The 12341-nt window shown below is 45.7% G+C and carries 15 protein-coding genes; 8 read left to right on the top strand and 7 right to left on the bottom strand.

Features of this window, described 5'->3' with window-relative positions; translation table 11 throughout:
* Positions 1–98 precede the first annotated feature (98 nt).
* Positions 99–245 carry a hypothetical protein gene (locus WOA13_RS09135; protein WP_342127592.1) on the top strand — a complete coding sequence of 49 codons (147 nt, stop codon included), beginning with the start codon at positions 99–101 and terminating at the stop codon, positions 243–245.
* A gap of 58 nt (positions 246–303) precedes the next feature.
* Here the strand turns inward: WOA13_RS09135 and WOA13_RS09130 are convergent, their stop codons facing one another.
* Entirely contained in the window at positions 304–486 is a 183-nt protein-coding gene (locus tag WOA13_RS09130; RefSeq protein ID WP_342127591.1) for a hypothetical protein, read from the bottom strand.
* 167 nt (positions 487–653) lie between these two features.
* Between WOA13_RS09130 and WOA13_RS09125 the strand changes: the two genes are divergently transcribed.
* Positions 654–1793, top strand: a complete 1140-nt coding sequence (locus WOA13_RS09125; protein WP_342127590.1) for a class II fructose-bisphosphate aldolase — start codon at positions 654–656, stop codon at positions 1791–1793.
* 34 nt (positions 1794–1827) lie between these two features.
* On the opposite strand, the gene WOA13_RS09120 is transcribed toward WOA13_RS09125, so the two are convergent.
* Positions 1828–2385, bottom strand: a complete 558-nt coding sequence (locus WOA13_RS09120; RefSeq protein WP_342127589.1) for a YdeI/OmpD-associated family protein — start codon at positions 2383–2385, stop codon at positions 1828–1830.
* A 125-nt stretch (positions 2386–2510) separates the two neighbouring features.
* Between WOA13_RS09120 and WOA13_RS09115 the strand changes: the two genes are divergently transcribed.
* Both WOA13_RS09115 and WOA13_RS09110 read left to right on the top strand, forming a co-directional pair.
* Complete coding sequence (locus WOA13_RS09115; RefSeq protein ID WP_342127588.1) at positions 2511–3302, top strand: hypothetical protein; 792 nt, start codon at positions 2511–2513, stop codon at positions 3300–3302.
* 4 nt (positions 3303–3306) lie between these two features.
* Positions 3307–3618 carry a hypothetical protein gene (locus WOA13_RS09110; RefSeq protein ID WP_342127587.1) on the top strand — a complete coding sequence of 104 codons (312 nt, stop codon included), beginning with the start codon at positions 3307–3309 and terminating at the stop codon, positions 3616–3618.
* A 73-nt stretch (positions 3619–3691) separates the two neighbouring features.
* On the opposite strand, the gene WOA13_RS09105 is transcribed toward WOA13_RS09110, so the two are convergent.
* From WOA13_RS09105 to WOA13_RS09085, 5 genes are all read right to left on the bottom strand, one after another.
* Complete coding sequence (locus WOA13_RS09105; protein ID WP_342127586.1) at positions 3692–4855, bottom strand: ABC transporter permease; 1164 nt, start codon at positions 4853–4855, stop codon at positions 3692–3694.
* The gene (locus WOA13_RS09100) at positions 4842–5528 is read right to left on the bottom strand and encodes an ABC transporter ATP-binding protein (protein WP_342127585.1); all 687 of its coding nucleotides are present in this window, start codon (positions 5526–5528) and stop codon (positions 4842–4844) included. Before WOA13_RS09100 ends, WOA13_RS09105 begins: the two co-directional genes overlap by 14 nt.
* A 10-nt stretch (positions 5529–5538) precedes the next feature.
* Positions 5539–6879 (bottom strand): COG1361 S-layer family protein, encoded by a 1341-nt coding sequence (locus WOA13_RS09095; RefSeq protein WP_342127584.1) that lies wholly within the window; start codon positions 6877–6879, stop codon positions 5539–5541.
* Positions 6872–7495: a Yip1 family protein gene (locus WOA13_RS09090; RefSeq protein WP_342127583.1), complete on the bottom strand. Its 624-nt coding sequence runs from the start codon at positions 7493–7495 to the stop codon at positions 6872–6874. Before WOA13_RS09090 ends, WOA13_RS09095 begins: the two co-directional genes overlap by 8 nt.
* Positions 7496–7567: 72 nt before the next feature.
* Complete coding sequence (locus WOA13_RS09085; protein ID WP_342127582.1) at positions 7568–7879, bottom strand: DUF167 domain-containing protein; 312 nt, start codon at positions 7877–7879, stop codon at positions 7568–7570.
* An 82-nt stretch (positions 7880–7961) separates the two neighbouring features.
* Between WOA13_RS09085 and WOA13_RS09080 the strand changes: the two genes are divergently transcribed.
* From WOA13_RS09080 to glnA, 4 genes are all read left to right on the top strand, one after another.
* The gene (locus WOA13_RS09080; RefSeq protein WP_342127581.1) at positions 7962–8126 is read left to right on the top strand and encodes a hypothetical protein; all 165 of its coding nucleotides are present in this window, start codon (positions 7962–7964) and stop codon (positions 8124–8126) included.
* 383 nt (positions 8127–8509) lie between these two features.
* Entirely contained in the window at positions 8510–9757 is a 1248-nt protein-coding gene (locus tag WOA13_RS09075; RefSeq protein ID WP_342127580.1) for a Glu/Leu/Phe/Val family dehydrogenase, read from the top strand.
* A gap of 133 nt (positions 9758–9890) precedes the next feature.
* Positions 9891–10619 (top strand): NAD(P)-binding domain-containing protein, encoded by a 729-nt coding sequence (locus WOA13_RS09070; RefSeq protein WP_342127579.1) that lies wholly within the window; start codon positions 9891–9893, stop codon positions 10617–10619.
* A 351-nt stretch (positions 10620–10970) separates the two neighbouring features.
* Positions 10971–12299: a type I glutamate--ammonia ligase gene (glnA, locus tag WOA13_RS09065; RefSeq protein WP_342127578.1), complete on the top strand. Its 1329-nt coding sequence runs from the start codon at positions 10971–10973 to the stop codon at positions 12297–12299.
* The last annotated feature ends 42 nt before the right edge of the window (positions 12300–12341 follow it).

Here is a 12341-nt window from a genome sequence, read left to right as displayed (position 1 = left end):
GAATCCGGCTATCTTTAGCCAGGTGTATAAAATTTAATATAGTTTCAAAATCAATTTTTATATGTTGATCTCTTCTGTGCAGTGGGATGTGATGCCGGATGAAATTGTGTATCGGTAAAAATAAAGATGACAGGATGACCTGTCCGGCAGTTGGTCTGATCTCTATACTGATCTTTGTGATACTCAGTATCTTGATCTATGAAATTGTAGTGGTAAGGTTGCTCCAGACGATCTCCGGTTCCTGAACATTATTATAATGTCCTTTGAAGAAGGATTGGAACGTAAAAAAGAGTAGAGGTTAGTTTACTCTGTGTTTTCTTCGCTGTTCATTTTGTTCCTTTCATAATTGACGATCCTGCGAACTACCAGTTTTTTCTTCCCCATCCACATGTTCGGTTCTTCAGGGTAGTTCTCTTTTGCGTAGTTGTAGATCTCATCAGTTGTCATATTTGAAAGTTTATTTTCCAGTTCAAGAAGATGTTTCATTGGCTTAGCCCCCTTATTTTATCTTAATCTCATTGGATGTTGTGTATTTATTGTTTTTGGTATTTTCCTTTCCTATTTAGATGCCTGCATTCCCGGATAGAAATGATTATGAATTGAGACGTGTATTTAGTACCAAAAATAGATGAAATTAATTTGAAGGTAATCACATGACCAATAATAATTTTGAGCCAATACCAAGTTCATTTATGTTTAAGAGTCTGCTTGACAAGGACACTATTATAATGACCGCGAATCCAAGGATCGCGCTTGTCATGAAAGGTATCATGCAGGCAGCCAAAGATATGGACGCACCTCTTATCTTTGAGCTGGCAAGGTCCGAGTGCAATCTTGAAGGCGGATATGCAGGATTGACTCCATCTGATCTCTCAAGGATGTCAAGAGAGGCAGCAAAGGAAGTAGGTTTTGATATGTGGGCTCTCCATGCAGACCACATAGGTATCAAGAAAGGCACCGATGAGGACATTGAGTCCACAAAGGAACTTGTAAGTGCACAGATCGAAGCAGGATACACCTCCTTTGCCATCGACGCATCCCACCTTTTCAACTTCCAGGGCGGCAACCTTCGCGAAGAACTTGCTGACAACATCGATGCAACTACAAAGATCGGTCTTCACATCAAGGAGAATATGGGAGACAAGGAATACGGTCTTGAGGTAGAGGTAGGAGAGATCGGCAGGGAAGATGAGCACGGCAGGGTCCTTACAAGTCCTGAAGAGGCTGTCACATTTATCACTGCACTTAATGAGAATGGTGTCTTCCCTCACTTTTTGGCTATCGCTAATGGAAGTGCACACGGTAACACCTACGATGCAAACGGAAATCTCATCGAGCAGGTTTCCATCGATATGGACCAGACAATTGCAGTTGCACAGGCGCTCAAGGACAACAACCTGGACGTAAGGATCGCACAGCACGGAATCACTGGAACACCTCGTGACCTGATTCACAACCACTTCCCACACGGTGACATCGTCAAAGGAAATGTTGCAACCTTCTACCAGAACATCGTCTGGGATATTTTCAAGGTCTACGAGCCTGAACTCTACAAGGACATCTATGACTGGACCATTGCAACTCACAAGGAGAAAGCACCTGGCAAGAACGATACCGAGATCTTCGGCAAGTTCAGTAAGTTTGCAGTAGGTCAGTTCTTTGACAGGATCTACTCTGTTGGAGATGACACAAAAGCTGCTATCGATGCAATGTGCTATGCTGAGACCCTTTTGTTCATAAAGGCATTCAATGGCGAGGGTACAGCCCAGATCGTCAGGGACTCAATTAACTAATCTTTTCAATTAAGTGATGTGATCAATAGACCGATCACATCATTCCTGGTTTTTTATTTTCTCTTGCTCTTTCTACCACACTGGCAATTCTTCTGAGCCTTGTTTCTTCACGTTTCGCATCCATTACCCATTCGATGTAGTTTCTTCTGTAACCGGGAGCAAAGGCAGAAAAGTTCTTCCAGGCCAGATCATCGGACATTAAGGCTGCTTTCATATCTGCCGGGATATCATCAGGGCTTACTCTTGGGGGATCCGGTGGTTCATTGAGTGCATTTCCCAGTTTTTGTAATCCTGCTTCTGTCATTTTACCCTGCTCGATCATCTTTCGGGCCCTTTGCCTGTTTATCTCCGACCATTGACTCCTCTTGTTTCGGGGTGTATATCTCTGGGCATAGGTTTCCTCATCGATCCTTCGAACCTTGCCGTCTATCCATCCAAAACAGATCGCTTCCTCAACTGCATCATCGTATGGGATCGCAGGCTTGCCGGTGTGCTTCTTGTAGTGGACCAGCCAGATCTCTTCTTCAGTGGAGTGATGCTTTTCAAGCCATTTTCTCCATTCTTCCCGGTTTACCACATGCAAGGTTTTCATCAACATTATTTTTGGAAGAGGTCGGTTATATCCTTTGTCACGAGGTCGGCTTGCTGCAAGTTTATCTTTCGACGCCATAATGGTTATATTGATGATGTCTGCATCTTTAATGCGGGAGACTGGACATGAAAATAAAAAAATTATCTTTTATTTCATTACTTGTGCTGATCATGCTTCTATTGCAGCCACTAGCAGTAAGTGCATTGTCTGCAAGTGAAGCTAAACAGGATTGGCATGACGCAAAGCAAGCAAGTGTGGAAGCTCAGGCTGAGCACAGGGATGCAAAGATCGACTGGGCAGCAGACAAGACCGAGGAAAATAACCAGAGGGTCATCGATACCGGAAAAGATGCATTACATGCTGCACTTGATGAAGTGGAAGCATGGCTGATCTGGAAAGACCTGGAGGTTGAAGAGAACCCAAACATTCCCGATGACCTGAAAGAGACCATTCAGGAAGATGTCGATACCAATCTCGGGAAGATCGATGAACTGAGATCTGAAGTAGATGCTGTGGAGAACAGGTTCCAGCTGGGTGTTGTTTTCCTGAAAATGGTTGGTAGCTACTTTGAGCTCGTATCCGATGTTGCAAGGAACAGCGGGTTTGTGTGGGTCCATACAGCAAATGAGCATGCAGATACCCTTGAGGAATATGAGTTAAAACTGCGTGAAGCAGCCGAAGACATGGATAACAATGAACAGATCATTGAAAAACTGGACATGGCAAGGGTCGAGATCGAGGATGCAAGGGAAAATATCGGCAATGCTGAAGAACAATACGAACAGGTGCGTATCCCGGGTCAGCCGTTGATAAAGTTCTCCAACGGGAACAACCATCTACGGATCGCCAGGGGAAACATGCTTTCTGCACACAGGAACCTGAACGAGGCCTATGGCCTGATGGTCAGGGGGGATTGATACTATGAAACGAATGATAATTGCGATCCTGATCGTAGCTGCAATGTTGCTGGTCAGTGGCTGTGCCCAGAATACCGATGCCCCTGAGGATGAAATAGGCGATGTCGTGATCGAGGACACGACAGATGTATCAGATGACGTGGTTGAAGATGTGGATGACGCTGTAGCTGAATCTGCAGAAACCGTTCCGGATGAGGAAGATGGGTCTACAGAAACTGAAAACATCTCTTCGATATCACAGGAAGATCTTGATAAATTAAAAGAAGAACTTGAAGGACTTGAGTTCGAAGACATGGGTGGACTTTCCGAGGAATGACCACCTTTTCTTCATTTTAGCAAAATTCTCTTTTTCTCTATTTTTGTATAACGAATTTTTCATTCCCACGTTCTTACTCATAACGCAATGCATCCAGAGGTCTCATGTTCGATGCCTTCCAGGCCGGATACATGCCACCAATAAGGCTTGTTGCAACTCCGAACAGTATGCCTTCAAATATATAGAACATCGTTGAAAGTGAGAACAGGTATGATGTGTTCTTCACCACAAGCGCGAGTATGAGGTAACCTGCACCGATGGTGAACAGGCCACCGATAAGGCTTGCTGCAACTCCAAGCAACAGGGCTTCCAGAAGGAACATTGTAAGCACATCCTTTCGTGAAGCTCCAACGGCTTTCATCACGCCGATCTCTCTGGTGCGTTCCATCGTGGACATCAGCATGACGTTCAATATGCTGACACCCGCTACAAGCAGGGATATCGAACCGATCCCCATCAGAAACAGGGAGATTGATTTGAATGCCTCATTGATGCTTTCGAGGATGATATTGGTTGCAAAAACTGTGATAACTTCTTCTTTGCGGTTCAACTGTTTCTCAATATCTTCCTGTATATCATTCACTTTCTCAAGTTCCTCTGCCCGGACTACGACGAAATCATATTCCTCTCCTTCACCCGGGTACATTTTTTCATACATCTGGGCCGATGTGAAGATCCCTGTGTCCGCATTGATATCGAATCCCATTCCACGCTCTTTCAGGATCCCTACGACCCTGAGCCTGGAATCTCCGATCTCGATCTTGCTTCCGAGCTTCAGTTCAAGGTTACTGGCAATTGCGGACCCGACCACACAATCGGTAGATCCGGATTTAAAGAACTGTCCATCCTCCACTTCTACGAGCTTTCCCAGGTCTTCCCGGTCAATACTATAGATGGACCCGAAGGTATAGCTGTTCTTATATTCGACCCGGTCTCCTGTGGAATAGGCGGGAATTATGGCATCGATCCCGTCCACCTTCTTCATCTGGGATATCTGCTTTTCAGTTACTCCGTCCTCTCCGGGTGCAGGGTATATGAGAAGCTTGTCGCCAATGTCCCCGAACGAATCGGTGACAGACATCTTCAGGCTGTTCCCCAGGATTCCCATGGATGAGATGGCAATGACGCCGATGATTATGCCGATGGCTGCAAGGACCGTCCTGAATGTCTGTCGGCTGAGGTTTCTCCTTGCAAGCTGCAGGTACATGTTGTTCCGGATATCTTCAATAGATATCATCAGAGACCTCCCCGTCCATCAGCACGATGGTCCTGTTGGAATATTCGGTAAGTTTCTGGTCATGGGTGACAACGATCAGGGTCGTGCCCGCATCATTTAGCCTGACAAGTAGTTCCATAATGCTTTTCCCGGTCTTTGAATCAAGGTTTCCGGTAGGCTCATCAGCAAGAAGTATGGGTGGCCTGTTCGCAAGGGCACGGGCTATAGCAACCCTCTGCTGCTGCCCGCCTGAAAGTTCGTTGGGCCGGTGGGATGCATATTCAGCATCAAGCTGTGCCTGTTTCAGTGCCCACATTGCTCTCCTTTTACGTTTTTCCGGAGATATCCGGCTGAATATCATCGGGATCTCAACATTCTCGAGTGCTGTAAGGGTGTGTATCAGGTTGAACTGCTGAAAGATGAATCCGATGTTGTCCCTGCGGATGGTTGTAAGCCTGTCATCGTCGACCTTTGTCACATCCGTTCCATTGATCTTCACTTTGCCGGATGATGGTTTGTCAAGACAGCCTACCATGTTGAGAAGTGTGGATTTTCCGGAACCCGATGCACCCATAATTGTGACGAAATCTCCTCTTTCAATGGATACGCTGACTCCGTTGAGGGCGTGTACCTCGTTTGTACCGAGGATATAGTTCTTCTTCACTTTCTGCAACCGGACTATCGGATCGGACATATGTTCTCCATCAGTCTTTGTCTTCATCGGTCTCGGTGTCATCGAACTCTTCAGTTCCTTCTTCATCGTCGAAGTATTCGTCATCAAGATCATCTTCGTCGAGATCGTCATCTTCCGGGTCATCATTTTCTTCAGTCTCTGCTGTTTTTCTCTTCTTCCAGCTATAGACTATAACTCCGGCAATGGCTATGGTGATCACTCCAATGATGCCCCACATCCATACTGGCGTATCATTGTGCTCACCAGGTGCGAATGACGCACTTTCAAGGTCAATGTAACCGGTCACTGATGAATATACATTGTCAGTGTCACGGAACTCTATAAGGATAGGTATCTGACTGACCTCGGAGGACAGGACACGTGCAGACAGTTCGAAACTGCTGAAATCATCGGCTTCCAGTGTGCCTACGAAGTAGTTTGCATAAGGCTGCACGGGTTTGATGTCTTCTGATCCGTCAACGGACACAAGCACGTTCTTTGCGTCGGTTGTGCCGAAATTGTTGATGTCCCCGATGATGGAGTAGGTGTTCCCGATCTTTGTTACTTCAAGGCTTGTGAAGATAAGGGATGGCTGGTCTACCACATTGATCTCCAGATTCTCATTTCCGGAAGTGTGGAAGTTATCACCATTGAAAAATGATGCTATGAATGATATGTTCTTCATTCCGCCCGGAGAGGCCATGGTGTTGAGTGTGATCTCAACTGTGGACTTGTCCCCTGAAGGGATGTTTCCAACAAAAACTTCTGCAGGATTGAATGATACGTTCTCTCCTTCGGGTTTGATGATGACATTGGTGACCTCATTCGGTCGGGTGTTGATGATATCGATCTCTATGGTAGAGATCTCGTTCATTACAGTCGTTGGCATGGTTGCCATTATAAGCTTCAGGTTCCTGTCATCGATCTTGACCGGTATGTTGTAGTTAAGATCGTTCATGTCACTGCCGCCCACAAGTTCCATGGTCAGGAAGTGGACGCCATTCTCTGCTGTCTCCTTTGCACGTATGTTGAACGCAAGCTTGATGGTATCCCGGGGTCCCAGCAGACCGATGTCCGTGTGCTCCTTGTTGAGGATCTCGATATCATCGTTACCGCCTAGAGCGATACTGGCAATGTAGGCGTTCATGTCGAACGTCTTGTCATCCTCCTGAACGTATATTTCACCATTTGCCATGTTCTCTATTGATATGGTGATGGTGCCGGTGTCTCCCGGCATTAGGACTGCGGGTTCCATGGAGTAGTCTACGACAACAGTAGGCCTGATATCAGTATCAGCTGCCGCCGGTGCTATCATCGCCAGAAGCAGTACCAATGCTATGCTTATAATGGCCTTTATTGTCACTTTATGCACCTATGAAATGTCTTGCAGTGTATAATATATAGAGTCCTACAGGTACCAGTACGGATATGGCTGCGTTCTTCACAGTCAGTTTCCTTGCATGGACAAGTCCGAATATCCAGATGTTAGCACTCCATAGTGTGAAAAGTATTCCCACGATCATTGACATTCTCATTGTTGGGTCGTTGATGATCGCCTGTTGCAGAAGTTCCGGGTTCTGCAAGTCTAAGTTCTCCACTGAGAATGATGTTGCCATTACGATAATTGCTATGATCCCGCTTGCGATGGAAGGTATGAATCCGTAAGCAACAACTTCGAGCACACGCTTGAACGTTCCTTCTCCCCCAAGGATCGATGAGATGGCGTAGAAAACTCCTGAATAGATCACCCACATGATGATCGAAGCGATGAATGCCCCGATTCCTCCTGCAATTGCGCCAATTCCCGCAAAGGCTGATGCTTCAGGGGGCAGGATCTCCATTATCTTCTGCGTCATTATTACAGCGTTGATAGCGCCGAGCACTGCTATGACAAGGATGATAAGGATCGGAGTTTTCATTTCAACTTCTGTTCTTGTCTTCTCCGCAAAGAAGGCGTTTGGGTTAGTAAGGACCTGTGTTATCGACATGCGTTTTTATATACGAACCATTGTATATATCAGTAATGCTTTCTTTTTATCGACAAGCAATCTGTCCGATATTCAAATGAGGTCTCCAAGCATCCTCACAGCTTCATCATACTTCAGGTCGTTAATCTCAACTGTCTTTTTTGTGCTTCTTGACCCTGCCTTTATAGTAACACCGGATGTACTCGTTCCAAAGAAGTCTGCCAGTGTGGTGATGAGCTCATCGTTGGCCTTGCCCTTCTGTGCAGCAGATGTAAGCCTGATCTCAATACGCTGTCGCCACTGGTTGTAACCTCCGGGAAAAATAGCTTTCTTTGTGCCGGGTGTCACTTCCAGGTCAATGGTAATGCTATCGCCTTTTTCCTTCAGTGCATTTTCAAAAGACATGTCTGTGGTCCTGGTATGATGTGATCCTAGAAGATGTCGATAATGCTGTAGCCCGGCCCACTAACTCCGAAAGATCATCCTAATGGGATCCCCGCTGTCCCTTCCGGTTTCCCTCGTGTCAGGCGTATGTCGCATTATCGTATGTGCCGCATTGAGGTTGTCTGTACATTCACTGAAAGGCTCTGCCATGTTCTCATGCAAGGACCTTACAATGCGCCATGAGCTACTACAAGTTATGGTAATATAAAGATGTCGTATTGCAGTGCTAATTTAAGATTTGATCTTATTGTCAGTGTTCCTTATCTTCCATGGACCTGATGATCAGGCCGAAACTCTGGAATATAATTGTTGTGTACAAATATTTCTACGGAAAAGTTATTATGTTCTCTAATATCGGGGGCTATGGCCTTGTTTTGCTCTCTGTCGACAGATTCTTTATATTTCTCAATAGCGTAACTATTATATACTAGTCATCGGTAATAGCTAGCCTAGTCGTCGCATTGGATATACTATGCTCTAGATTTCCAATGGGGTGATCGAAAAAAATTGTTAACAAAAAAGGCTATATATTTTCCATGGTCTTTTTAAAAAATAACATTATTATCTAAAATTAGATGCGAGGTAAATCACATGGCAGAACAGAACCCATTTGAAAATGCAAGAAAGCAGTTAAAGAAGTGCGCAGACATCATGGAGCTCGACGAAGGTATCCACGAGATCCTCAGGAACCCAATGAGGGAGATGCACGTATCCCTTCCTATCCGCATGGACGATGGAAGCATCAAGGTCTTCCAGGGATTCAGGGTACAGTACAATGATGCAAAGGGTCCAACCAAAGGTGGTATCCGCTTCCACCCAGAAGAGACCGTTGACACAGTCAAGGCACTTGCAGCATGGATGACCTGGAAATGCGCAGTAATGGACATCCCTCTCGGTGGAGGTAAGGGTGGAGTTATCTGCAACCCTAAGGAAATGTCCCAGGGTGAGCTCGAGCGTCTTTCAAGGAAGTTCATTTCAAGCATCTCAATGATCGTAGGTCCTGACAAGGATGTACCTGCACCTGATGTTTACACCAACCCGCAGATGATGGCATGGATGATGGATGAGTTCTCCAAGTTCTCCGGTAAGAACCAGGCTGGTGTCATCACCGGTAAGCCACTCAGCATTGGTGGTTCACTCGGTCGTGGCGACGCAACAGCTCGTGGTGGTCTCTACGCTGTCCGTGAAGCAGCAGCAGAGATCGGTCTTGAACTCAAGGACGCAACAGTAGCAATCCAGGGATATGGTAACGCAGGTTACTTCGCTGGTGTACTCTGTGAAGAGCTCTTCGGATGCAAGGTCGTTGCTGTCAGTGACAGCAGGGGCGGTGTCGTGAACATGAATGGTCTCAGTGCACAGGCAGCACAGGACCACAAGATGGAAACCGGTTCAGTTGTAGGCCTCGCAGGAACAGAATCAATCTCCAACGAAGACCTCCTTGAGCTCGATGTCGATGTACTTATCCCTGCAGCTCTTGAGCACGTCATCACACACGAGAACGCAGACAAGATCAAGGCAAAGATCGTCGCAGAACTTGCAAACGGTCCAACAACACCTGAAGCTGATGAGATCCTCTTCAAGAATGGTGTACACATGATCCCTGACTTCCTCTGTAACGGTGGCGGAGTTACTGTGTCCTACTTCGAAATGGTCCAGAACTTCTACATGTACCGCTGGAGCGAAGAGCGTGTCCACAACAGACTTGACGCTAAGATGACAAACGCATACCATGCTGTCCTCGAGGCATCCAAGGAATACAACATCGAAATGAGAACCGCTGCATACGTCGTCGCTATCAACCGTGTTGTTGAAGCAATGGCAGACCGCGGATGGCTCTAAGTATCGCTTAAGAATTCAAAAATACCTCTTGGGTCTTGAAGAGAGAGGTCCTATCCCTCTCTCTTTTTTGCCCATACCGCTTTTTTACTTAACAAAACAGATATAACTAACCTGGACGATTAGTGGGATTGTTATGAAGATCGCAATACTTGGTGGAACTGGTAATATTGGTAAAGGATTTGCTCTTCGCTGGGCTCAGAAACATGATGTGGTAGTAGGCTCCAGAAGTGCGGAAAAGGCCATGGAAGTAGCAGCCGAATATACTAAGGTCCTGCAGGATAGGGGCATTGATGCCACTATTGAGGGCATGGACAACAAGGCTGCAGCAGAAGTTGCAGATGTCATTATAGTTGCAATACGCTATGCACAGGTTCCATCAGTTGTTGAACTTATTACACCGGTATTAAAGGACCAGATCGTGGTATCTGTGGTAGTTCCTATGGAGAAGGACCGCTGCTATATCAAACAGGAAGGTTCCAACAATTCTCCTGTGACAATTGATGCCAAGGATTCTGAGTACAATGCCGATTATTTCTGTTACACAACTCCTGAAGCAGGTAGTGCAGCCGAGGAGATGGCGAGTCTGCTTCCGGAAGGCATTGAACTTGTGTCTGCTTTCCACAATGTTCCTGCAAAGAAGCTTGCAGACCTTGATATCGATCTTGACTATGATATCGCTGTCTGTGGAAACTGCATGCATTCCAAGAACATAGTCTTTGATCTTGTAAGGGATATTCCTAGCATGCGTCCTCTTGACATTGGTCCAATCGAGACCTCCGGAATGGTAGAGTCACTGACCCCTCTGGTGATCAACATTGCCATACGCAACAAGATGCATGATGTAGGAATTCGCTTTGTTTAAAATGACCATTAAGCAGGTCAGGGATGTGTGAGGGTCGCCGGGGTTTACCAGTGACTATATATCCTATTCCTGCCAATTAATGATTGGCTTCTGATAAGGGAAACTGAAAGATTCCGTCCGTCAAAATTAATTTGGATTTCAACAAATATCCCCTCAAAAGGGATCTGCAGTTTCCTTCCTTTTCCTTATTCTTTTGCACAGTGCTGGCCAAAAATTTTAAACACACTTTTGTAAATAACTTTATCATCGATCTACCAAAAACATGATATATTAAAGGTAGGTTTTAAACCATAAAATCATATATTTGTAAAGCAATTAAGCGCAAATCGATCTATTGATGTGGGCGATGCAATGAATATCAATACCAAAGAAGATGTACTCAAGGCCATTGAGGCAAACAATGTTAAGTTTATCAGGTTGCAGTTCACGGACATTCAGGGTGTCGTGAAAGATGTTGAGATCCCCGTTACACAGGTAGAAAAAGCTCTTGTTTCGGGAATATCCTTTGATGGTTCTTCTGTTGAAGGTTTTGTCCGTATCAATGAATCGGATATGGTCCTGAAACCGGATGTCTCCTCATTTGCGATACTTCCATGGAACCAGGCAAAAGGCGTTGTTGCAAGGATGGTGTGTGATGTCCATCTGCCCGATGGAACTCCCTTTGCAGGAGACCCCAGATATGTCCTCAAGAAAGTTATGAAGGAAGCTGAGGATATGGGCTTTACACTTAACGTAGGTCCTGAGCTTGAATTCTTCCTGTTTGAAAAGGAGAATGGCAAAGCAACAACAATACCTCATGATTTCGGCAGGTACTTTGAGTTTGCACCTGCTGATCTTGCAGAGGATGTACGCCGTGATATCGTACTGACACTTCTGGATCTTGGATTTGATATCGAGGCATCTCACCACGAGGTTGCTTTCGGTCAGCATGAGATCGATTTCAAGTATGGCGGTGCACTTTCCACTGCTGACGATGTAATGACCTTCAAGTATGTTACACGTACTATTGCAAAGCTCAATGGATTACATGCAACCTTCATGCCAAAGCCTATCTTTGGTGAGAACGGTTCCGGTATGCACGTGAACATTTCCCTTTCAAAGAACGGGGAGAATGCGTTCTACGATCCTGAAGGTGATATGCAGATCAGTGATGAAGCACGCTATTTCATTGGCGGCTTGCTCAAACACGTTAAGGCTATCACAGCTATCTGCAACCCACTTGTAAATTCATACAAACGCCTTGTACCAGGCTATGAGGCTCCGGTATACATTGCATGGTCCGGTGCCAACAGAAGCTCACTTATCCGTATCCCTGCTGCAAGAGGCAAGGGAACTCGTGTGGAGCTCAGAAGCCCTGACCCATCATGTAATCCATACATAACCTTCGCTGCAATCCTTGCAGCAGGTCTTGACGGTATCAGGAACAAGATCGATCCGGGAGAGAACAGGGAAGAGAACATCTTCGAGCTTTCCGATAAAGGTCTTAGCGATCTTGGTATTGAGACACTTCCGCCAACTCTGAAGGATTCTGCAAATTATCTTGCTGAGAACGATCTGCTTCGTGAGGCTCTTGGTGAGCACGTCCACGAGAACATCCTCAGGCTTGCAAGAGCCGACTGGGATGCATATCGCATCCAGGTTCACGACTGGGAAGTTGAAAGATATCTTAACACTATATGAGGGTCTTGAACTCTCATATTTTCTCTCTTTTCTTCATTTCTT

It is taken from the genome of Methanococcoides sp. LMO-2 (genome assembly GCF_038432375.1).
In the GTDB taxonomy this organism is placed as follows: domain Archaea; phylum Halobacteriota; class Methanosarcinia; order Methanosarcinales; family Methanosarcinaceae; genus Methanococcoides; species Methanococcoides cohabitans.
Note: the sequence above shows the minus strand (reverse complement) of the source record. Positions and strands in the feature narration are given on the sequence as shown.

Coding starts and splice junctions, on each gene's coding strand:
- WOA13_RS09130 (WP_342127591.1), bottom strand. CDS start 486: ATGAAACATCTTCTTGAACTGGAAAATAAACTTTCAAATATGACAACT.
- WOA13_RS09125 (WP_342127590.1), top strand. CDS start 654: ATGACCAATAATAATTTTGAGCCAATACCAAGTTCATTTATGTTTAAG.
- WOA13_RS09105 (WP_342127586.1), bottom strand. CDS start 4,855: ATGATATCTATTGAAGATATCCGGAACAACATGTACCTGCAGCTTGCA.
- WOA13_RS09110 (WP_342127587.1), top strand. CDS start 3,307: ATGAAACGAATGATAATTGCGATCCTGATCGTAGCTGCAATGTTGCTG.
- WOA13_RS09090 (WP_342127583.1), bottom strand. CDS start 7,495: ATGTCGATAACACAGGTCCTTACTAACCCAAACGCCTTCTTTGCGGAG.
- WOA13_RS09075 (WP_342127580.1), top strand. CDS start 8,510: ATGGCAGAACAGAACCCATTTGAAAATGCAAGAAAGCAGTTAAAGAAG.
- WOA13_RS09100 (WP_342127585.1), bottom strand. CDS start 5,528: ATGTCCGATCCGATAGTCCGGTTGCAGAAAGTGAAGAAGAACTATATC.
- glnA (WP_342127578.1), top strand. CDS start 10,971: ATGAATATCAATACCAAAGAAGATGTACTCAAGGCCATTGAGGCAAAC.
- WOA13_RS09120 (WP_342127589.1), bottom strand. CDS start 2,385: ATGAAAACCTTGCATGTGGTAAACCGGGAAGAATGGAGAAAATGGCTT.
- WOA13_RS09070 (WP_342127579.1), top strand. CDS start 9,891: ATGAAGATCGCAATACTTGGTGGAACTGGTAATATTGGTAAAGGATTT.
- WOA13_RS09085 (WP_342127582.1), bottom strand. CDS start 7,879: ATGTCTTTTGAAAATGCACTGAAGGAAAAAGGCGATAGCATTACCATT.
- WOA13_RS09135 (WP_342127592.1), top strand. CDS start 99: ATGAAATTGTGTATCGGTAAAAATAAAGATGACAGGATGACCTGTCCG.
- WOA13_RS09080 (WP_342127581.1), top strand. CDS start 7,962: ATGGGATCCCCGCTGTCCCTTCCGGTTTCCCTCGTGTCAGGCGTATGT.
- WOA13_RS09115 (WP_342127588.1), top strand. CDS start 2,511: ATGAAAATAAAAAAATTATCTTTTATTTCATTACTTGTGCTGATCATG.